Consider the following 19,948-nt stretch of genomic DNA (forward strand, 5'->3'; position numbering starts at 1 on the left):
TTGCTGTGGCTATTCCGAAAATTGTTCTCTTCTACCAGTTCACGCCGTTGGCGGACCCGGAAGCGATCAAGCTGTGGCAGCACAGCCTGGCCGAGTCCAACAACCTGACGGGCCGGATCATCGTCTCGCCGCACGGGATCAACGCGACGGTCGGCGGAGACATCGAGGATGTCAAGCGATATGTCCGTGGTACGCGTGGTTACGAACCCTTCCGTACCGCTGACATCAAGTGGTCGGACGGCCTCGGGAACGATTTCCCTCGTCTGAGTGTCAAGGCACGCTCGGAGATCGTGACGTTCGGTGCCCCCGACGAGCTGAAAGTCGACGAGAACGGTGTGGTCGGCGGAGGAGTTCACCTGGTGCCCAAGGAACTACACGAACTCGTCGACACTCGCGGTGACGACGTCGTGTTCTTCGACGGGCGCAATGCCTTCGAAGCCGAGATCGGCCGTTTCCGAGATGCGATAGTTCCGGACGTCGCCACCACTCGGGATTTCGTCAACGAACTCGACAGTGGCAAATACGACCATCTCAAGGGCAAAGCCGTGGTCACGTACTGCACCGGCGGAGTGCGCTGTGAGGTGTTGTCTTCGCTGATGCGCTCACGTGGCTTCGACGAGGTCTATCAGTTGGACGGCGGAATCGTCCGTTACGGCGAGACTTTCGGCGACCGCGGCCTCTGGGACGGTTCCCTGTACGTGTTCGACAAGCGGATGAACATCGAGTTCTCATCCGAAGCCAAGACACTCGGCGTGTGTGTCGATTGTGGTACTCCGACCCCGCGGTACCGCAACCGGATCGACGGCGACGGCCGAACCCTCGAATTGCTCTGCGAGAGTTGTTCACCAGACCTCGAGCAGGACTGAGCTGTGCCCAAGGCTCCGTTGCCGATCCGAAACGGTCTCGGACCTGACCGGCTGCGGATGCCGGCGGAGTCGTCGGCGCGGACCGTCCTCGAGCACCTGGTCGGCGAGCATCCCGGGGAGCGGGACCTGTGGGCGGACCTCGTCAGCGCCGGGGACGTCGTCGACGAGCACGGGCGGAAGATCACGAGCCGAACGCCCTATCAGCCGACCCGGTTCGTGTACTTCTACCGCGAGCCGGCCCCCGAGATTCCGGTTCCGCACGAGATCGAGATCTTGTACCGCGACGACTCGATTCTCGTGATCGACAAACCGCACTTCCTGGCGACCATTCCACGGGGAGCGCACATCGTCGAAAGCGCAGTCGTGCGCCTGCGTCGTGACCTGGACCTTCCGGATCTTGCGCCAGTTCACCGCCTCGACCGGATGACGGCGGGTGTCATCGTGTTCACCGTGACACCGGACCTACGACGGCCGTACCAGGAACTTTTTGCCGAGCAGCGGATCGTCAAGGAGTACGAGGCGATTGCGGGCTTCGATCCGGAACTGACTTTCCCTCGCACGGTGCGCAGCCGCATCAACAAAGTTCACGGCGAGATGACGGCTACCGAAATCGCGGGCGAGCCGAACAGTGAGACCTCGATCGAACTGATCGAGGTGATCACCGACTCGGCCGGCCGGACGCTCGGGCGATACAGGTTGCTCCCACGGACCGGCCGGACCCATCAGCTTCGGCTGCACCTCAACTCGCTGGGCGTCCCGATCGTCGGTGACAACTACTATCCGGAGTATCTGCCCGCAGTGCCCGGTGACTTCTCGACTCCGTTGCGATTGTTGGCGCGAGCGTTGGAGTACCCGGATCCGATCACCGGGCAGACCCGCAGGTTCGTGAGTTCGCGCAGCCTCGACGCAGGCCTGTGAACACCGCTGTTCGTGGGCGTGTGAAAACCGCTTCCGTCCTCGTGAAAGAATAGCTACCCGTGAAGACCTTCGAATCCTTGTTCGCCGAATTGACCGAGCGCGCTGCTACTCGCCCCGAGGGGTCCGGCACTGTCGCCGCCCTCGACGCCGGTGTGCATGCTCAGGGCAAAAAGGTCATCGAGGAAGCCGGTGAAGTGTGGATCGCTGCGGAATACCAGAGCGATGAGCAGCTAGCCGAGGAAATTTCCCAGCTGCTGTACTGGACGCAGGTGTTGATGGTCGGTCGCGGACTGACCCTCGAGGACGTGTACCGACATCTGTGATCGGAGCTGACCAGCGAGATGTACTCCGTCTCGCTCGTCCAGGGCTTCCGATTCATGTCGTCTCACGTCACCCACACCTTCCGAAAGGACATCCACCATGCTGCGCGTAGCAGTTCCCAACAAAGGCTCACTGTCCGAGTCCGCCGCCGAGATTCTCAGCGAGGCCGGTTACCGTCGACGCACCGATTCCCGTGATCTGACAGTCCTCGATCCGGCCAATCAGGTCGAGTTTTTCTTCTTGCGCCCCAAGGACATTGCGATCTACGTCGGCTCCGGTGAGCTGGATCTCGGCATCACCGGTCGTGATCTCGCCGGCGACTCGGGTGCTCCCGTATCCGAGCGTCTGTCACTGGGCTTCGGCCGTTCGTCGTTCCGTTACGCAGCACCGGCCGGCAAGGACTGGGCCGTCGAGGATCTGTCCGGCCTGCGCATTGCAACGTCGTACCCGAACCTGGTCCGTAAGGACCTCACAGATCGCGGACTCGACGCCACCGTCATCCGTCTCGACGGAGCAGTGGAAATCTCGATTCAGCTCGGCGTCGCCGACGCGATCGCCGACGTGGTCGGGTCGGGCCGTACTCTCCGCCAACACAACCTCGTGGCTTTCGGTGAATCGCTCTGCGATTCCGAAGGTGTCCTGATCGAGCGCACCGGCGCTCCGCAGGACGATCCCGCACGCAACCAGCTCATCGAACGCGTACGCGGAATTGTCTTCGCGCAGCAGAATCTGATGATCGACTACGACTGCCCGCGCACCATCCTCGACGACGCCATCAAGATGACTCCGGGTATGGAGTCGCCGACGCTCTCGCCGTTGGCCGATCCCGACTGGGTCGCGGTTCGCGCGATGGTCCCGATCAAGGGACACAACCAGGTGATGGATGCCTTGGCCGAACTCGGTGCCAAGGCCATCCTCGCGTCGAACATCCGCTCGGTACGCGCTTTCTGATCACTGCCTGAATAGATTTACGCGCATTCGCGCCCGTTCCTGGAAATCAGGAACGGGCGCGAATCTGCAAAGTCTGGGCGATACGGCCCACCGCACCCTGCTCGTCGTAGAGCACGCCCGCACACATGCCGACGCCGTCCGGACCCGTTGTGGTTTCGGCGGCGACACCGACCCACTCTCCCTCGGGCACACGGAAGATATGCACCGTGAGATCTGTGTTGAGGAACGTCCAGTGCTCCGGGTCGAGCTTGGCGCCGACCCCGTTTGAGATGTCGGCCACCGCGAACAAACGCTCGAGAGCAGACATCTTCTCACCCTCGACCAGCTCTGGCTTGGGGCGCGCCCATACCTTCCCGGTTCCCACGCACCCGATCGGAGCAATCCAGGACCAGTCGAGGGTCTTGAGATAGCCGACGCTCCACAGACCCTCGAGAACGCCCGGGGTGCCGCTGTCGCGGGGTTCGAGCGGGGGATCGACTACGTGGACGACGTCGCCGGTATCCACCGTCTCCATCCGCCACGCCGTACCGCGCGCAACCGCGCGTGCAGATCCGTCGGCGGTGGTTGCCCACAGTTCGGCGACGATCAATTCGATTCGGCGACCGGGTCGTTCGATCCAGGACCGGACTTCGAGGTCGGCAATCGGAATCGGTCCGAGAATCTCGACGACGACGCGCGTCAGACGGGTTTCGTCGCGCGCACCGCACCGCTCGAGGGCTCGTACCAACAGCGCCGACGGGGGAGCGCCGTGCTGCAGTGTCGGGCCCCAGATGCTGACAGTTGCCTGCGTGCTCGCGAACCGCTCGTGCCCTTCCTCCGTCGTTCCGAGGTAGCGGTAGTACGAACTGTCCGTCATGTTATGAATTCTCCTTTGCGGCAACAGGTTCGGTGCTCAGCAGGTCCGGCCAACCTGGATACGGCGGAGGTGTTCCGCCGAACGAGGGGCACAGTGACTTGTGATCGCACCAGTCGCACAGTTTGCCAGGCTTGGGTCTGAAGTCTCCGGTCGCACCTGCTGCGAGGATCGCTTTCCAGATGGCGGAGAGGGTTCGCTCGAATCGGATGAGCTCGTCGTGATCCGGGGCGTACGTGAGAATCGAGCCGGAGGCCAGATAGATCAGGCGCAGTTGTGCGGGAACGATTCCGCGAGTGCGCAGCAGTACGAGCGCGTAGAACTTCATCTGGAAGAGCGCCTTGGATTCGGTGAACTCGCGAGGCGCTTTTCCGGTCTTGTAGTCGACCACCCGCACCTCACCCGTCGGTGCAACGTCTATCCGGTCGACGAAGCCGCGGAGTCGAACGCCGTTCTCCAATTCGGTCTCGACGTAGACCTCGCACGCCTCGGCATCGAATCGAGTGGGATCTTCGAGCGTGTAGTACGTCGCGACGAGCTTGCCGACTTCGTCGAGGAACGAATCCAGCTCGCCCTCCGGAACAAGGTCAGCGGCCTCGGGAGACTCGGCACTGACACGTTCCCACGCGGGACGGACGAGTTCGGCTGCGCGATCGGGAACCCGGTGACCGGTCGGGAGTGCAAACAGTGCTTCCAGTGCCGCGTGTACGACGGTGCCTCTGACCTGGGCTCTGGTTGGCGTTTCCGGAATTCTGTCGACTGCTCGGAAGCGATAGAGCAGGGGGCATTGTTTGTAGTCACCCGCCCGAGACGGAGAGAGCGCCGGCCGACTACGCGGGCGCTCGTGTGATGTTGCACCCGTTGGAGTGGGGGTTGGCAATTCGACAGAGCTCACACCTGGCAGGCTATGCGGTTGGTCCGACAACTCCGTCGGAGCCGGTGGCGAGGACACCGGAAACAAGCGAACAGGGATCATCTGCGCATGGCGAACGAGCTGCAACCAGAAGAAGGCACGACCGAAGTGGATGAGGTTGTGCAGTCCGCTGTCGCCGAGATTCCCGAACAAGAGCTTCCAGAAGCTGATCTCACTGCGCCGGGCAAGCGGCCGTCAGGTCCGTTCCGCGTCGGCGACCGAGTACAGCTGACCGACGGCAAGGGACGCCACTACACGATCGTTCTCGAGGCGAACCGCGAATACCACACCCACAAGGGCGGAATCGTTCACAACGATCTGATCGGTGCCGACGAGGGCAGCGTCGTCAAGTCGGTCAACGGCACGCCCTATCTCGCACTGCGCCCCCTGCTGGTGGACTACGTGCTGTCCATGCCGCGCGGTGCCCAGGTCATCTACCCGAAGGACGCAGCTCAGATCGTCCACGAAGGCGACGTGTTCCCAGGGGCACGCGTGCTCGAGGCCGGAGCCGGCTCCGGCGCACTGACATGTTCGCTGCTGCGTGCCGTCGGACCCGAGGGCAAGGTCATCTCCTACGAGGTCCGCGACGATCATGCCGAACATGCGGTTCGCAACGTCGAGACCTTCTTCGGGGAACGTCCGCCGAACTGGGAACTGACCATCGCCGATCTCGCCGAGTTCGATCCGGAAGCGCACGGAGGCAAGGTCGATCGCGTCGTACTCGACATGCTGGCCCCGTGGGACGTCCTGCCCGCCGTCTCGCAGGCACTCGTGCCGGGCGGCGTGTTGATCGTCTACGTCGCGACCGTTACTCAGCTCTCGAAGGTCGTCGAGGCGATGCGGGAGCAGGAATGCTGGACCGAGCCCCGCTCGTGGGAATCGATCGTGCGCGGTTGGCACGTCGTCGGATTGGCGGTGCGCCCCGAACATCGGATGCAAGGCCACACCGCGTTCCTCGTGAGCGCTCGTCGTCTCGCCGAAGGAACTGTCACCCCGAAGCCGCAGCGGCGTGCGGGCAAGGGCTCGAACACCGCGGCCAAGTAGTCACACGAAAACAACAAGAGCGGCGATCCGGTATCCGGATCGCCGCTCTTGTCGTAGCTGGAAGTTATGCGGTGCAGGAAGCGCGGCCCATTTCCAGGAGCACGCATGCCGAGGTGTCGGACAGCTTCCAGGAGCCGTCTTCGAGCTCCCAGGTCCACGGGGTGGCCGGGGCGGCGCCGTGCGGGCTGACGACGGCGACGTCTGCAGTTGCGGTCTGACCGTCGACCTTGACGTTGTCCACGTTGAACGTGATCGCGTAGGCAGGGTTACCGCCCAGCGCAGCACTCATCGTCTCGATGTTGGCCTGACGCTTGGTTCCGTCGACCACCAGAGCGGTCTTCTCCTCGATCGGCTTGGCCGGATCGATCAGAGCGACGAGCGAAGCGTTGAGCTCCTCGGCCGTCGGAGCCGCTGCGGCAGCGGCAGCTGACGTCGTGGCGGAAGCCGAGGCCTTGGCCGTGGTGCTCGAGGCGGCGGCGGAAGTCGAACTTGCAGCCGTCGAATCCTTGTTGTCGTCCGAGCTGCATGCACCCATGGTCAGGACGGCAGCGACAGCACAAGCGCTGATGAGAGTCTTGCGGATGATCACAGCGTTACCTTTCGTTGTAAAGAGAGACAGGCGCTGTCTCCATCTTGTAGGCAAGGCTAACATGACCAAATTCTGGCTCGAGACCAGTCGGCACGGTCCGCGCGCGGGTGTGAATTCGCACTCGCGCACCGTGTCTGGCGACAGTTGGGGCCTTATGCCGGTAGCGTTGATGGATCGCACTGGGAGGAGACGCACATGAGCTCGACAGAGAACCCGGATTCGGTTGCGGCAGCAGAAGAACTCCACGCGCTACGAGTGGAAGCACAAGTACTGCGCCGACAACTTGCACAATCGCCGGAGCAGGTGCGTGAGCTGGAGTCGAAGGTGGACTCGTTGTCCATCCGAAACAGCAAGTTGATGGACACCCTCAAAGAGGCCCGTCAGCAGCTCATCGCGCTTCGTGAAGAAGTCGACAGACTCGGTCAACCGCCGAGCGGTTACGGAGTCCTTCTCTCGGTACACGAGGACAAGACCGTCGACGTGTTCACGTCGGGTCGCAAGATGCGGTTGACGTGCTCACCGAACATCGACACGGACACCCTCGCCCTCGGGCAGACGGTTCGCCTCAACGAGGCACTCACCATCGTCGAGGCCGGCACCTACGAGCAGGTCGGTGAGATCAGCACGCTCCGTGAGGTACTCGACGACGGCTTGCGCGCACTGGTGGTCGGCCATGCCGACGAAGAGCGCATCGTCTGGCTCGCAGCGCCGTTGGCGGCCGTCTTCGCCGACCCCGAAGCCGACATCATCGCGTACGACGCCGATTCTCCGACCAGGAAACTGCGTCCGGGTGACTCGTTGCTCGTCGACACCAAGGCCGGGTACGCCTTCGAGCGCATCCCGAAGGCCGAGGTCGAAGATCTGGTTCTCGAGGAAGTTCCGGACGTTCACTACGACGACATCGGTGGTCTCGGGCGTCAGATCGAGCAGATCCGTGATGCCGTCGAACTCCCGTTCCTCCACAAGGATCTGTTCCACGAGTACTCACTGAGGCCGCCGAAGGGTGTACTGCTCTACGGTCCGCCTGGTTGCGGCAAGACGCTCATCGCCAAGGCCGTCGCCAACTCGTTGGCCAAGAAGATCGCCGAAGCCCGCGGTCAGGACAGCAAGGACGCCAAGTCCTACTTCCTGAACATCAAGGGCCCGGAACTTCTGAACAAGTTCGTCGGCGAAACCGAGCGTCACATCCGGATGATCTTCCAGCGTGCTCGTGAGAAGGCGTCCGAGGGCACTCCGGTGATCGTCTTCTTCGACGAGATGGACTCGATCTTCCGTACCCGTGGTTCGGGAGTCTCCTCCGACGTCGAGACAACGGTTGTTCCGCAGCTGCTCAGCGAGATCGACGGCGTGGAAGGGCTCGAGAACGTCATCGTCATCGGCGCCTCCAACCGTGAGGACATGATCGACCCGGCCATCCTGCGTCCCGGCCGACTGGACGTGAAGATCAAGATCGAGCGCCCCGACGCGGAATCGGCTCAGGACATCTTCTCGAAGTACCTGGTGGACGGTCTGCCGATCAATGCAGACGACCTCGCCGAGTTCGGTGGCGATCGCACCGCCTGCTTGAAGGCGATGATCGTTCGCGTCGTCGATCGCATGTACGCGGAGAGCGAAGAGAATCGTTTTCTCGAGGTCACCTACGCCAACGGCGACAAGGAAGTTCTGTTCTTCAAGGACTTCAACTCGGGTGCGATGATCCAGAACATCGTCGACCGCGCCAAGAAGTACGCGATCAAGTCGGTACTCGACACCGGTGCTCCGGGCTTGCGTGTGCAGCACCTCTTCGATTCCATCGTCGACGAGTTCGCCGAGAACGAGGATCTGCCCAACACCACCAATCCTGATGACTGGGCACGTATTTCGGGTAAGAAGGGGGAGCGGATCGTCTACATCCGCACTCTCGTCACGGGCAAGAACGCCAGTGCAAGCCGCGCGATCGACACGGAATCGAACACCGGCCAGTACCTGTAGCGAAACGAACATCGATCGGGCCGGCCACTCCTCGAGAGTTGTCGGCCCGATCTCTGCGTCGCTGCCGTTGACTTCGTTGCGATTGGACCGGTCGGTCGCGCTGGTTTAGAGTCCCGCCGTGCAGATACATCTTCGACACAATCCGTCGTCCACAGTCGCTCGCTGCTACCTCGCGCCCGGCGAACCGCTGCGCGTGGAGAGCGGGGCGATGCTCGCGCATTCTGCCGGCGTAGTTCTCGAAGCGAAGGCGCAGGGCGGCGTCCTGCAGGGACTCAAGCGGTCGATGCTGAGCGGCGAATCATTCTTCGTCACGACGTATACCGCTCCGCCGCAGGGTGGTTGGGTCGACGTGACTGGTGTGCTTCCCGGAGATCTGATCCCGCTGACCATCACCTCTGATCGCCCGTTCTTCCTCAACCGTGGAACCTGGTTGGCCAACTCCTACGGTGTGACGGTCGAGTCCAAGTGGGGCGGCATGTCCAACCTCTTCGGCGGTGAGGGAGGCTTCGGCCTGCGGGCAAGTGGCGACGGTGAAGTAGTGCTGGCCGTCTACGGCGCGATCGACGTCATCGACTTGCAGCCAGGCGAGACAGTCACGATCGATACTGGTCACGTGGTCGCCTACGACCTCGGCATGAATTTCAACATGCGGCGCGCCGTTCAGGGGCGCACCATTCAGTCGATGAAGTCCGGTGAAGGATTTGTCTTCGACTTCACCGGACCCGGTCGCGTTCTCGCGCAGACCCGCAACCCCAGCGCGTTCGCTGCTTGGCTTTCGGCGATCACCCCGGGCTGATCACAGGTCCCACCAGTGTTCAGTCCCAGCGGTGTTCAGCTCCAGCAATAGTCGGCCAGCAGCGCGCGTGAGTCCGGAACGAACGGCCACGACGGGTCCTGCAGGTGGGCGCCGAGTTCTTTCGGCGTCCACCACCAACCTTCGGCGATCTCGCTGGGCTGATGTGCCATCGGCCCGTCGTATCTGAGTTCGAACGCAAACAGGTGACAGCGCAACGGAGAGTTGTTCCACTCGCCGTCCCAGGATTTTCGAGCGATCTCCGTCAGTCGGAGTGGCTGGTCTGCCGTTGCGAAGATTCCGAGTTCTTCACCGACTTCACGGATCGCAGTTTCCTGCGGCGTCTCACCTGGATCGACGACACCTCCGGCAAGACAGTCGTGATAGCCCCCGAACACCGCTTTCGTGTCGGTTCGGCGATGGACGTAGATGCGGGAGCCGTCCCCGGTACGAACCAGGACGCCCGCACTCGCGTGCCAGAGCCCACCCGAGTAGACGACCGAACGTGGTGCTCGGCCGATCGGATTACCCGTCCGGTCGTACACCGCGACTACCTCGTCCGCGGGATTCAGGTCTGCGGTGAGAGGTTGGTGCATTCCTCCAACTGTGCCACGCCTGTGGGTGCCGCGCCGCAATCACATAGGCTCTTGTGTCATGCAGCGGATCATCGGTGTCGAGGTCGAATACGGAATATCTTCACCCAGTGAGCCGTCGGCGAATCCGATTCTCACTTCAACCCAGGCGGTGCTTGCCTACGCCGCCGCAGCGGGCGTGCCACGGGCCAAGCGCACACGCTGGGATTACGAGGTCGAATCTCCGCTGCGAGATGCCCGAGGCTTCGATCTGGGGCGAATGAGCGGTCCCGCGCCGGTGATCGACGCGGACGAGATCGGCGCCGCGAACATGATTCTCACCAACGGGGCACGGTTGTACGTCGATCACGCCCATCCGGAGTATTCGGCGCCCGAGGTCGCCGACCCGCTCGACGCCGTGATCTGGGACAAGGCCGGCGAACGCGTCATGGAAGCGGCTGCGCGGCACGCATCCAGCGTGCCGGGTGCGCCTCGGCTCCAGCTGTACAAGAACAACGTCGACGGCAAGGGTGCCTCGTACGGCACGCACGAGAACTACCTCTGCTCACGTGAGACCCCGTTCGCCTCGATCGTGACCGGATTGACGCCGTTTTTCGCGTCCCGGCAGGTGATCTGCGGTTCCGGTCGTGTGGGTCTCGGTCAGTCCGGCGACGAGGCCGGATTCCAGCTTTCGCAGCGATCCGACTACATCGAGGTCGAAGTAGGCCTCGAGACCACTCTCAAGCGCGGAATCATCAACACCCGCGACGAACCGCACGCGGATGCGGACAAGTATCGCCGCCTGCACGTCATCATCGGTGACGCGAACCTCGCGGAGATGTCGACGTACCTCAAGGTTGGAACAACGGCGCTGGTACTCGACCTGATCGAGGCAGGTGTCGACCTCACCGATCTGCAACTGGCGCGTCCGGTCACCGCCGTCCACCACATCAGTCACGACCCCACTCTGCGCAAGACCGTTGCGCTGGCCGACGGACGTGAACTGACAGGGCTTGCGCTGCAACGCATTTACCTCGAACGTGTCTCGAAGTTCCTCGACCGTGAGACCGATCGTGATCCGCGAGCGGACGATATCGTCGCCAAGTGGGCGATGGTTCTCGATCTCCTCGAGCGCGATCCCATGGAGTGCGCGAACATCCTCGACTGGCCGGCCAAACTGCGTCTGCTCGAAGGGTTCCGCAATCGTGAGGGACTCGCGTGGTCGGCGCCGCGATTGCATCTGGTGGATCTGCAGTACTCCGACGTGCGACTCGACAAGGGCCTGTACAACCGCCTGGTTGCTCGCGGCTCCATGGAGCGGCTTGTCACCGAACAGCAGGTTCTCGACGCGGTCACGAACCCCCCCACCGACACTCGCGCATACTTCCGGGGCGAGTGCCTACGCCGATTCGGTGCCGATATCGCGGCCGCGAGCTGGGATTCGGTCATCTTCGATCTCGGCGGTGAATCGTTGATCCGTATCCCCACCCTCGAGCCGCTTCGAGGTACCAAAGCGCACGTCGGAGCGTTGCTCGACTCCGTGGACAGCGCCGCGGAACTGGTTGATCAGCTCACTCACTGAAATCAGCCGATGCGGCTCGCCGTCGCGTCTCTCCACACCTGACGGTGCCGCTCGGTAGGGTGAAGGTCCGAGCGGGATCAGTTACCGACTCTGCTGGGCCGAACAGGATGCTCGCGAGAGCTCCCTTCACACAAGGAGGTCGACGGCGATGGCTCAAGAACAGACGCAGCGTGCCGGTGGCGGCGAAGACGACGAAACCACTGGTGGCGACGGCAGTGCCGGCCAGGAACGTCGCGAGAAGCTCGCTGCAGAAACCGACGACCTGCTCGACGAGATCGACGACGTGTTGGAAGAGAACGCCGAGGACTTCGTCCGTGCCTACGTCCAGAAGGGCGGCCAGTGACGGTGGATCGCGCGCCCCGGATCACAGACGGGGACACACGGTTGAGCTTCGGCTCGAATCTGTCGTCATTCTCGGAATACCTTCGGGTGCATGCACCGGAGCATCTTCCGCAGAACCGCTTCGCCGACACAGGAGGTGTTGTCATGGGCGGGGGAGACGTAGCTCCGCACGGCACCACCATCGTCGCGATCAGCTATGCGGGTGGTGTTCTGCTCGCGGGTGATCGCCGAGCGACGATGGGCAATCTCATCGCCAGCCGTGACGTGCAGAAGGTGTACGTCACGGACGACTACTCGGCTGCGGGTATTGCCGGTACGGCCGGGATCGCAATCGAACTGGTCCGGCTCTTCGCGGTCGAGCTCGAACATTACGAGAAGATCGAAGGCGTCCCACTCACGTTCGACGGCAAGGCCAATCGACTTTCGTCGATGGTTCGAGGAAATCTCGGAGCAGCGATGCAAGGTTTGGCGGTTGTGCCACTGCTCGTGGGTTACGACCTGGACGCGGTCGATCCGTCCACCGCCGGTCGCATCGTCTCCTACGACGTCGTCGGTGGGCGATACGAGGAGCGCGCGGGCTATCACGCAGTCGGATCCGGCTCCCTGTTCGCGAAATCGGCGCTCAAGAAGCTGTATTCACCGGGAATCGACGAGGACACCGCGCTTCGGTTCGCCGTCGAGGCGCTGTACGACGCGGCAGATGACGATTCGGCTACCGGTGGTCCTGATCTGACACGAGGGATCTATCCGACGGCGGTCACCATCACCTCGGCCGGCGCTGTGGAGTTGTCGCCCACCAGGGCTGCCGAGATCGCCAGGGAGATCGTCGCGGCTCGCACGGCGACCGCGAGTCCGGAAGGGGAGTCTGCGCTATGACGATGCCGTATTACGCATCAGCCGAACAGATCATGCGCGATCGTTCGGAATTGGCGCGCAAGGGAATTGCCCGCGGGCGCAGCGTCGTCGTTCTCACCTACCGCGACGGAGTGCTCTTTGTCGCCGAGAACCCGTCGCGTGCTCTGCACAAGGTCAGCGAACTGTACGACCGTCTCGGATTCGCGGCAGTGGGCAAGTACAACGAGTTCGAGAATCTGCGCCGCGCGGGCATCGTCCACGCAGACATGCGTGGGTACTCGTACGACCGTCGGGACGTCACCGGGCGTTCGCTCGCCAATGCGTACGCACAAACCCTGGGAACGATCTTCACCGAGCAGCCCAAGCCGTACGAGGTCGAGATCTGTGTTGCCGAGATCGGTCGCTTCGGAAGCAGTACGCCGGCTCAGCTCTACCGGATCACGTACGACGGATCCATCGCGGACGAGCAGGAATTCGTGGTCATGGGCGGCACGACCGAACCGATCGTGACGGCGATGCGCGAGTCGTACCAGCGAGACCTCGACCTCGAATCCGCAGTGCGGATTGCAGTCGGGGCGCTCCAAAAGGGCGGCCCGGCACCGGCCGGAACCACTGAGGCGGAACCACGAACTCTCGATGTGAGTGCACTCGAGGTTGCCGTACTCGACAGCAATCGTCCACGCCGTGCGTTCAAACGGATCGCTGGAACGGTTTTGGAAGAGATGCTTCCAGCTCCGGCAGCAGTCGAGGATGCGCCGCCGGCAAACGGCGACGCACCCTCGTAGGTACTCCGTAGGTCTGGGAGTTACTGCAGGTCTGGAGTTACTGAGTGACTCGGTAGACGGCCACCGCGCCCGGTTCGGTGTCGAAATCGAACCGGCGCGCGTCTGCCACCACTTCACCGTCGGTGGCGATGGCTACCGGTGAATCGGCGACTCGAACCGACATCGACGAGACGAGTTCGCGAACGTAGACCCGCGAGCTGCCCAATGTTCCTGTGGCAGCCGCAAACAGCAGACGTGAGCGCGAGAATTTCTTGTCCGCGCGCAGATAGCGGACGTCGAGTAGTCCACGGTTCATCTCCGGACGCGACATCGGCACCTGATCGGCGGGGGAGTATCGCCCGTTTCCGACGAACAGCATCCAGATTGTGGTCCGCTTCCCGTCGATGGTCACCGTCATCGGCTCCGCCGCTGCGAGAACCCGGATCATCGCGGCTCCTGCGGCCGGCCACTTACCGAATCGTGGTTCCCATTTTTCCCTCAGGCGCACAGCATCCGGGTATCCACCGAGGCTGGCTGTGTTGAGAAACCGTGCAGTCACTCCGGAATCCGTGCGCACCACCGCGTGGTCGACGAATGCCGCCTGACCGGACTCGACTGCCTGTGCGGTCTCCTCGACATTCACCGCCCCGACGTCGCGGGCGAAATGGTTCAATGTTCCGCCGGGAAAAACCGCAAGTGGTAGCTCGTGCTTTGTCGCCGCGGTCGCGACCGTGACCACTGTTCCGTCGCCGCCGCATACACCCAACGCTTTCGGCGAGAGCTCGGGGATCTTGGCATCGATCTGCATGTCGAAGTCGATGTCCGCGTCGAACTCGTAGACGATCGCTTCCGGTAGTAGTTCTCGAATCGATTCCACGATCCCGTCGTCCTCGGAGCCTGAACCAGGATTGGTGAAGACCAACAAGCCTTCTCCGCGCGGGAGCGCGGGAACCACGCACTCGGGTCCGAGTTCGGCGGGTTCTTCGTCGCGCACCGCCCACCAACGACGCGTGCCGGCAGCGATAGCACCGCCGACCGCGAGGCCTGCGAAGACGTCGGACGGCCAGTGGACTCCGTTGTGAACGCGTGAGTACGCCACTGCTGCGGCCAGTGGTGCGAGAGCAGCTCCAGCAACCGGGGACTCCATGGCCACTGCCGCGGTGAATGCCGCGGCCGAAGACGAATGTCCGGAGGGGAACGAGGACGACGTCGGAATGTCGACGCCTCGCTTCGGGCTCAGCCAGACGCGTGCCGGTGGGCGTCGGCGGGGAAAGAGGGGCTTGAGTATGCCGTTGGCCAGCGCGCTGGAACCGGCCAGTGCGAGCAGCCCGCGTGCTGCTGCCCTACGGGGCCGCCCGCCGATCATCGCGAGCAAGGCGGCGACAACCATCCACAAAACGCCGTGATCGGCGGCTCTGGAGAGAAACCGCATGGTCGGGTCGAGCACGGAAGGGCGCAGTGCTCCAGTGCTTTCCATGACTTTGACGTCGCTTCGGACAACTTTTCGGCGAATAAGGCTCACACCGTCACACTATGCTGCCGCCCGACGTTGTCGAGTCGTGACTTACGACGCGATCGAAGTACACGGGTGAACCTCGCATTCTGGTTGTACTGTCGAAGTGTGCAGAGACGAATCATGGGTATCGAGACGGAATTCGGCGTTACCTGCACCTTTCACGGGCACAGGAGACTGAGCCCCGACGAGGTTGCTCGTTACCTCTTCCGTCGTGTCGTGTCGTGGGGTCGCAGCTCCAACGTCTTCCTCCGTAACGGAGCCCGCTTGTACCTGGATGTGGGTTCGCACCCGGAGTACGCGACGGCCGAGTGCGACAGCCTCATCCAGCTGGTCAATCACGACCGTGCCGGTGAGCGTGTGCTCGAAGAACTGCTGATCGACGCCGAGGCGAGACTCGCCGAGGAGGGTATTGGTGGCGACATCTATCTCTTCAAGAACAACACCGACTCGGCCGGAAACTCGTACGGCTGCCACGAGAACTTTCTCGTCGCGCGCGCCGGTGAGTTCTCCCGCATTTCGGATGTCTTGTTGCCGTTCCTCGTCACGCGCCAGTTGATCTGCGGCGCCGGAAAGGTACTGCAGACTCCGAAGGCCGCGACGTTCTGCCTCTCGCAGCGCGCGGAACACATCTGGGAGGGCGTCTCGTCGGCTACCACTCGCTCGCGTCCGATCATCAACACCCGCGACGAACCGCACGCGGACGCCGAGAAGTACCGCCGCCTGCACGTGATCGTCGGCGATTCGAACATGGCCGAAACGACGACGATGCTCAAGGTCGGTTCTGCCGCACTGGTGCTCGAGATGATCGAAGCCGGGGTGTCGTTCCGCGATTTCGCGCTGGACAACCCGATTCGTGCCATCCGCGAGGTCAGTCACGACGTGACCGGTAAAAAGCCGGTTCGCCTTGCTGGTGGACGTCAGGCCAGTGCCCTCGATATTCAACGCGAATACCACGCCAAGGCAGTCGAACATCTGCGTAACCGCGAACCGGACCCGCAGGTGGAGCAGGTTGTCGACCTGTGGGGTCGCACCCTCGATGCCGTCGAAGCTCAGGATTTTGCGAAGGTCGACACGGAGATCGACTGGGTCATCAAGCGCAAGCTGTTCCAGCGCTACCAGGACCGTCACGGTTTCGATCTGTCCGATCCCAAGATCGCGCAGCTCGACTTGGCGTACCACGACATCAAACGCGGCCGGGGTGTCTTCGACGTTCTCCAGCGCAAGGGCTTGGTCAAGCGGGTCACCGAGGACGAAACGATCGACGACGCCGTCGAGAATCCGCCGCAGACCACGCGCGCCAAATTGCGGGGCGACTTCATCACCGCAGCCCAGGCAGCAGGCCGGGACTTCACAGTCGACTGGGTTCACCTCAAGCTCAACGATCAGGCGCAGAGAACGGTGCTGTGCAAGGACCCGTTCCGCTCCGTCGACGAGCGTGTCGAGCGTTTGATCGCTTCGATGTAGGTCACTCAATTTCGAGATGTACAAGACGGTAGGTCTGTTTTGCGGCGACGCGCCGGGCACGAAAGTGTCCGGCCCGCGTTCGGTTATCGGATAGCCACTAGGATTTCGGCGTGGCGACATCAAAAATCGAGCGGTTGATGAACCTGGTGATCGCATTGCTGTCCACCAGACAGTTCCTCACGGCGGAGAAAATCCGTGACAGTGTGGCCGGGTACAACGATTCCGCGAACTACGAAGCGTTCAGTCGCATGTTCGAGCGCGACAAGAACGAACTTCGTGACCTGGGTGTCCCGTTGGAAACCGGTCTGGCAGGACGGTTCTCGACCGTCGAGGGGTATCGGATCAATCGCAATGCCTACGAGCTTCCGGACGTGGACCTCACCAGCGAGGAATCTGCTGCAGTCGCCGTCGCGGTGCAGTTGTGGGAGTCGCCGGAACTGATTTCGGCAGCCCAGAGTGCACTACTCAAACTCCGAGCGGCCGGCGTCCAGGTCGACTCAGAAGTCAGTGCCGCCCCGGTCACCGCGATTCCCGCGCGCACCCGCGGTTCGGAGCCCGCGCTCGGCAAGCTTCTTGCAGCGGTCGACGCCGGCCGAGCAGTTCATTTTCAGCACCGCGGCGCATTGAACGAACCGTTCACCGAGCGCACCGTCGAGCCGTGGGGCGTCGTCACGCACAACGGCAAGTGGTACCTGGTCGGGCACGACGTCGACCGTGATGCGGTGAGGACCTTCCGGCTCTCACGGATCGGTGACGACGTCAGGGAGTTCGGCCCGGCCGGTTCGGTTCACAAACCTGAAGGTGTCGACCTTCGCGAGGTCGTCGATCGCGTGACCGGTTCGGGCGTCGTGACCGGGACGGCTACGGTATGGGTCGCAGACGGCCGCGCCCATGAGCTTCGGCGGCTTGCGACGTCGTCGTCCGAACGGCGGTTGACCGATCGCGACGGCAGCGTGCTGGCCATCCCCGTTCGATCCTGGGAATGGACCGCTCGGTTGATCGCTGGTCACGGGTTGGACGCATTGGTGCTGGACCCACCGGATTTGCGTGCTGAGGTCGTCGCGAAGCTGCGCGCCGCCGCGGCGAGCCCGATCACCGGCCATGGACAGGGGGACCACTGATGAGCAATCGACTGTCGTCGCGGTTGGCACGGCTGCTCAACCTCGTGCCGTACTTCATCGCGAATCCTGGCATCAGTCCCGCCGAGGCCGCCGAGGAGCTCGGTGTCAGCACCACTCAACTGATGACCGACCTCAATCAACTGTGGGTGTGCGGACTGCCCGGTTACGGTCCCGGTGATCTCATCGACCTGTCCTTCTCCGAGGAAAGTATCGAGGTCACGTTCTCGGCCGGGATCGATCGCCCGTTGCGCCTCACCTCGACGGAGGCGACGGCGTTGCTGATCGCCCTGCGGTCCTTGGTGGAAATGCCGGGCATGGTCGATCCGTCCTCGGCGCAGCGTGCCATCGCGAAGATCGAGGACGCAGCAGGCTCGGCCGCGGCACGAGCCATCGGTCAGGACCGGGACACATCGCCTGCGCCGGACATCGCCGAAGACCCGATAGCCGCGACGGTCAGAGCCGCGCTCGCAGACAAGACCGCCCTGCGATTGACGTATTACTCGGCCTCGCGTGACGCGGTCTCCGAGCGCATCGTCGACCCCGTTCGTATCGTGTTGGTCGACAACTACAGCTACCTCCAGGCGTGGTGCCGTCAAGCCGAGGGCGTGCGGTTGTTCAGATTCGATCGGATCGACGCCGCCGTCCAACTCGACGAGCCCGCCGACCCGCCGCCGCAGGCCCTCGAGGAGGATTCGAATCTCGAATTGTTCAGCGGCGACGGTTCCCTTCCGGAAGCGCGGTTGTTCATCACCAAAGAGTGGGTGTGGATGCTCGACTACTACCCGTTGGACGTCGAGCACGTGAACGACGACGGGTCGGTCGAGGCGACGATGAGTTTCGGAACACTTGAATGGATGGCAAGGCTGGTGTTGGGATTCGGTGAGGGCGTTCGGGTCCTTCATCCGCCGGAACTGGTCTCCGAAGTCCATGATCGAGCCGTTGCGGCGCTCGACGCCTATGACGTAATCGGTTCGTAAAACTTCGGGAAACTTCACGTTCAGTGAGTTCGCAGGAAACAAACAGGTAAAAGGTAGCTGAAGTAAGTGCTTTGGCACCTCCGAGCGCCGGTTGTGTCCGGTAGCATCGAGGAATCTGATCATGGGAGGTCGTTATGGGTGCAATGCAGCCGATGCATTGGCTGATTGTCGCTGTTGTCGTCGTAATTCTGTTCGGGTCGAAGAAGCTTCCCGATGCAGCACGCGGTCTGGGTCGTTCCCTCCGCATCTTCAAGAGCGAAGTCAAGGAAATGCAGAACGACGATGCGGCGCCCGCAAGCGCGCCGGTCGCACAGCCTGCTCCGGCACAGTTGCCGACGGCCAACACCGCGGTGGTCGCAAACGGTGCAGCAGCACCTGTTGCGCAGCCGACCGAAGTCAAGCCGCTCTAGTACACACTGCGTTCTAGCCGGGGTGAAATATTCGTTCACCCCGGTTGTCTGCTGACCAAGACCAGGATGCACAGTGCGTATTCCGTTAGACCCGCGTAACCGCAAGCGGAAGGTCAACCCAGACGGCACCATGTCGTTGGTCGACCACCTGTACGAATTGCGGACTCGTTTGTTGTTCGCATTCCTCGGCGTGATCATCACCACGGCGTTCGGCTTCTTCTGGTATTCACACTCGATACTCGGTCTCGAAAGTCTGGGCGATCTGCTTCGCGGACCGTACTGTGAGCTTCCGTCCGAGAGTCGCGCCAACCTCAGCACCGACGACGCGTGCCGATTGCTGGCGACCGGGCCGTTCGAGCAGTTCATGCTGCGATTCAAAGTGGCGCTCACCGCCGGCATCGTTCTTGCCTGCCCGGTGTGGCTTTACCAATTGTGGGCATTCATCACCCCGGGCCTCTACGCCAAAGAGCGTCGCTACGCGGTCGGATTCGTCACCGCAGGTGCCGCTCTCTTCATTCTCGGCGCAATCCTGGCGTACCTCGTCGTGGCGAAGGCTTTGCACTTCCTCCTGACCATCGGTGACAACGTCCAGATCACCGCGCTCAGTGGTTCGGAGTACTTCGGCTTCATCATCAATCTGCTGCTCATCTTCGGCGTCAGCTTCGAAATTCCACTGCTCGTCGTCGTGTTGAACTTTGCCGGCATTCTGACGTACGAGCGTTTGAAGGCCTGGCGTCGAGGATTGATCTTCGGGCTCTTCGTATTCGCTGCAGTTGCCACGCCAGGGTCGGATCCGTTCTCGATGTTGGCGCTCGCGCTGGCTCTGACGCTTCTCTTCGAGGTCGCGGTCCAGATCGCTCGCCTCAACGACAAACGTAAGGCCAAGCGAGCCGGTGAAGACTGGGGCGCACTGTCCGACGAGGAAGCTTCCTCCATCTCGGCTCCGTCCGATCTGAACGAGGCTTTCGACAATCCGACCAAACCCAAGGCCGAATCGAGTGGATTGTTCGGACGTAAGTCCAAGTCCAAGGCTCCGGTCGCGGAGAAATCCGACACCGCCGGCGACAACGCGCCCGGCCAGGATTTCACTGACACTCTCTGAGCGCCGTGCCACCACGTCGGCGGC

Annotated in this window: 21 protein-coding genes; 16 read left to right on the plus strand and 5 right to left on the minus strand. The window is 62.6% G+C overall.

Annotated elements, in window-relative coordinates; genetic code table 11:
- Positions 1 to 5 precede the first annotated feature (5 nt).
- The 4 genes from trhO (at position 6) to hisG (ending at position 3,056) form a co-directional block, all read left to right on the plus strand.
- The gene (gene trhO / locus AC1Q61_RS17120; RefSeq protein WP_042450983.1) at positions 6 to 866 is read left to right on the plus strand and encodes an oxygen-dependent tRNA uridine(34) hydroxylase TrhO; all 861 of its coding nucleotides are present in this window, start codon (positions 6 to 8) and stop codon (positions 864 to 866) included.
- Between the two features lie 57 nt (positions 867 to 923).
- Positions 924 to 1,784, plus strand: coding sequence for a pseudouridine synthase (locus tag AC1Q61_RS17125; RefSeq protein ID WP_047270562.1), 861 nt, complete (start codon positions 924 to 926; stop codon positions 1,782 to 1,784).
- 59 nt (positions 1,785 to 1,843) lie between these two features.
- Positions 1,844 to 2,107 carry a phosphoribosyl-ATP diphosphatase gene (locus tag AC1Q61_RS17130; protein ID WP_003944933.1) on the plus strand — a complete coding sequence of 88 codons (264 nt, stop codon included), beginning with the start codon at positions 1,844 to 1,846 and terminating at the stop codon, positions 2,105 to 2,107.
- Positions 2,108 to 2,204: 97 nt separating this feature from the next.
- Entirely contained in the window at positions 2,205 to 3,056 is an 852-nt protein-coding gene (hisG, locus tag AC1Q61_RS17135; RefSeq protein ID WP_003944905.1) for an ATP phosphoribosyltransferase, read from the plus strand.
- Positions 3,057 to 3,102: 46 nt separating this feature from the next.
- Here the strand turns inward: hisG and AC1Q61_RS17140 are convergent, their stop codons facing one another.
- Positions 3,103 to 3,912 carry a thioesterase family protein gene (locus tag AC1Q61_RS17140; RefSeq protein WP_003944950.1) on the minus strand — a complete coding sequence of 270 codons (810 nt, stop codon included), beginning with the start codon at positions 3,910 to 3,912 and terminating at the stop codon, positions 3,103 to 3,105.
- Between the two features lies 1 nt (position 3,913).
- The gene (locus tag AC1Q61_RS17145) at positions 3,914 to 4,804 is read right to left on the minus strand and encodes a RecB family exonuclease (protein ID WP_370852750.1); all 891 of its coding nucleotides are present in this window, start codon (positions 4,802 to 4,804) and stop codon (positions 3,914 to 3,916) included.
- 138 nt (positions 4,805 to 4,942) lie between these two features.
- Between AC1Q61_RS17145 and AC1Q61_RS17150 the strand changes: the two genes are divergently transcribed.
- Positions 4,943 to 5,866, plus strand: coding sequence for a tRNA (adenine-N1)-methyltransferase (locus tag AC1Q61_RS17150; RefSeq protein WP_042919726.1), 924 nt, complete (start codon positions 4,943 to 4,945; stop codon positions 5,864 to 5,866).
- A gap of 64 nt (positions 5,867 to 5,930) precedes the next feature.
- On the opposite strand, the gene AC1Q61_RS17155 is transcribed toward AC1Q61_RS17150, so the two are convergent.
- On the minus strand, positions 5,931 to 6,455 hold the full coding sequence (locus AC1Q61_RS17155; RefSeq protein ID WP_003944789.1) for a WKL family lipoprotein: 525 nt from the start codon (positions 6,453 to 6,455) through the stop codon (positions 5,931 to 5,933).
- Between the two features lie 195 nt (positions 6,456 to 6,650).
- Between AC1Q61_RS17155 and arc the strand changes: the two genes are divergently transcribed.
- Positions 6,651 to 8,426 (plus strand): proteasome ATPase, encoded by a 1,776-nt coding sequence (gene arc / locus AC1Q61_RS17160; protein ID WP_003944870.1) that lies wholly within the window; start codon positions 6,651 to 6,653, stop codon positions 8,424 to 8,426.
- A 118-nt stretch (positions 8,427 to 8,544) separates the two neighbouring features.
- Positions 8,545 to 9,222, plus strand: coding sequence for a TIGR00266 family protein (locus AC1Q61_RS17165; protein ID WP_003944961.1), 678 nt, complete (start codon positions 8,545 to 8,547; stop codon positions 9,220 to 9,222).
- Between the two features lie 35 nt (positions 9,223 to 9,257).
- On the opposite strand, the gene AC1Q61_RS17170 is transcribed toward AC1Q61_RS17165, so the two are convergent.
- Positions 9,258 to 9,815 carry an NUDIX hydrolase gene (locus tag AC1Q61_RS17170; RefSeq protein ID WP_116056719.1) on the minus strand — a complete coding sequence of 186 codons (558 nt, stop codon included), beginning with the start codon at positions 9,813 to 9,815 and terminating at the stop codon, positions 9,258 to 9,260.
- A gap of 58 nt (positions 9,816 to 9,873) precedes the next feature.
- Here AC1Q61_RS17170 and dop point away from each other — a divergent pair, with 58 nt between their 5' ends.
- The 4 genes from dop to prcA all read left to right on the plus strand — a co-directional run bounded on the left by dop (position 9,874) and on the right by prcA (position 13,355).
- Positions 9,874 to 11,373 (plus strand): depupylase/deamidase Dop, encoded by a 1,500-nt coding sequence (gene dop, locus AC1Q61_RS17175; protein ID WP_003944852.1) that lies wholly within the window; start codon positions 9,874 to 9,876, stop codon positions 11,371 to 11,373.
- A gap of 148 nt (positions 11,374 to 11,521) precedes the next feature.
- Complete coding sequence (locus tag AC1Q61_RS17180) at positions 11,522 to 11,716, plus strand: ubiquitin-like protein Pup (RefSeq protein ID WP_003944925.1); 195 nt, start codon at positions 11,522 to 11,524, stop codon at positions 11,714 to 11,716.
- Positions 11,713 to 12,591: a proteasome subunit beta gene (gene prcB, locus AC1Q61_RS17185; protein ID WP_054187394.1), complete on the plus strand. Its 879-nt coding sequence runs from the start codon at positions 11,713 to 11,715 to the stop codon at positions 12,589 to 12,591. Before AC1Q61_RS17180 ends, prcB begins: the two co-directional genes overlap by 4 nt.
- Positions 12,588 to 13,355, plus strand: a complete 768-nt coding sequence (gene prcA, locus AC1Q61_RS17190) for a proteasome subunit alpha (RefSeq protein ID WP_003945006.1) — start codon at positions 12,588 to 12,590, stop codon at positions 13,353 to 13,355. Before prcB ends, prcA begins: the two co-directional genes overlap by 4 nt.
- A 37-nt stretch (positions 13,356 to 13,392) precedes the next feature.
- On the opposite strand, the gene AC1Q61_RS17195 is transcribed toward prcA, so the two are convergent.
- A complete protein-coding gene (locus AC1Q61_RS17195; protein WP_007729871.1) occupies positions 13,393 to 14,811 on the minus strand; it encodes a bifunctional phosphatase PAP2/diacylglycerol kinase family protein in 1,419 nt (472 codons plus the stop codon).
- A gap of 144 nt (positions 14,812 to 14,955) precedes the next feature.
- Between AC1Q61_RS17195 and pafA the strand changes: the two genes are divergently transcribed.
- The 5 genes from pafA to tatC all read left to right on the plus strand — a co-directional run bounded on the left by pafA (position 14,956) and on the right by tatC (position 19,924).
- A complete protein-coding gene (gene pafA / locus AC1Q61_RS17200; RefSeq protein WP_007729869.1) occupies positions 14,956 to 16,314 on the plus strand; it encodes a Pup--protein ligase in 1,359 nt (452 codons plus the stop codon).
- 110 nt (positions 16,315 to 16,424) lie between these two features.
- Positions 16,425 to 17,435 (plus strand): helix-turn-helix transcriptional regulator, encoded by a 1,011-nt coding sequence (locus AC1Q61_RS17205; protein WP_042919732.1) that lies wholly within the window; start codon positions 16,425 to 16,427, stop codon positions 17,433 to 17,435.
- Positions 17,435 to 18,412: a helix-turn-helix transcriptional regulator gene (locus AC1Q61_RS17210; RefSeq protein WP_030536343.1), complete on the plus strand. Its 978-nt coding sequence runs from the start codon at positions 17,435 to 17,437 to the stop codon at positions 18,410 to 18,412. The genes AC1Q61_RS17205 and AC1Q61_RS17210 overlap by 1 nt, the downstream gene beginning before the upstream one ends.
- Positions 18,413 to 18,546: 134 nt before the next feature.
- Positions 18,547 to 18,822, plus strand: a complete 276-nt coding sequence (gene tatA / locus AC1Q61_RS17215; RefSeq protein WP_003944836.1) for a Sec-independent protein translocase subunit TatA — start codon at positions 18,547 to 18,549, stop codon at positions 18,820 to 18,822.
- Positions 18,823 to 18,895: 73 nt separating this feature from the next.
- Positions 18,896 to 19,924, plus strand: coding sequence for a twin-arginine translocase subunit TatC (gene tatC / locus AC1Q61_RS17220; RefSeq protein WP_003945030.1), 1,029 nt, complete (start codon positions 18,896 to 18,898; stop codon positions 19,922 to 19,924).
- The last annotated feature ends 24 nt before the right edge of the window (positions 19,925 to 19,948 follow it).

Source organism: Rhodococcus sp. MPR-R1B, from assembly GCF_058793255.1.

Bases quoted from the DNA above. Each gene is read 5' to 3' on its own strand.
- AC1Q61_RS17125 (WP_047270562.1), top strand. From the start codon at position 924: ATGCCGGCGGAGTCGTCGGCGCGGACCGTCCTCGAGCACCTGGTCGGC.
- hisG (WP_003944905.1), top strand. From the start codon at position 2,205: ATGCTGCGCGTAGCAGTTCCCAACAAAGGCTCACTGTCCGAGTCCGCC.
- AC1Q61_RS17140 (WP_003944950.1), bottom strand. From the start codon at position 3,912: ATGACGGACAGTTCGTACTACCGCTACCTCGGAACGACGGAGGAAGGG.
- arc (WP_003944870.1), top strand. From the start codon at position 6,651: ATGAGCTCGACAGAGAACCCGGATTCGGTTGCGGCAGCAGAAGAACTC.
- AC1Q61_RS17170 (WP_116056719.1), bottom strand. From the start codon at position 9,815: ATGCACCAACCTCTCACCGCAGACCTGAATCCCGCGGACGAGGTAGTC.
- dop (WP_003944852.1), top strand. From the start codon at position 9,874: ATGCAGCGGATCATCGGTGTCGAGGTCGAATACGGAATATCTTCACCC.
- AC1Q61_RS17180 (WP_003944925.1), top strand. From the start codon at position 11,522: ATGGCTCAAGAACAGACGCAGCGTGCCGGTGGCGGCGAAGACGACGAA.
- prcA (WP_003945006.1), top strand. From the start codon at position 12,588: ATGACGATGCCGTATTACGCATCAGCCGAACAGATCATGCGCGATCGT.
- AC1Q61_RS17195 (WP_007729871.1), bottom strand. From the start codon at position 14,811: ATGGAAAGCACTGGAGCACTGCGCCCTTCCGTGCTCGACCCGACCATG.
- AC1Q61_RS17210 (WP_030536343.1), top strand. From the start codon at position 17,435: ATGAGCAATCGACTGTCGTCGCGGTTGGCACGGCTGCTCAACCTCGTG.
- tatA (WP_003944836.1), top strand. From the start codon at position 18,547: ATGGGTGCAATGCAGCCGATGCATTGGCTGATTGTCGCTGTTGTCGTC.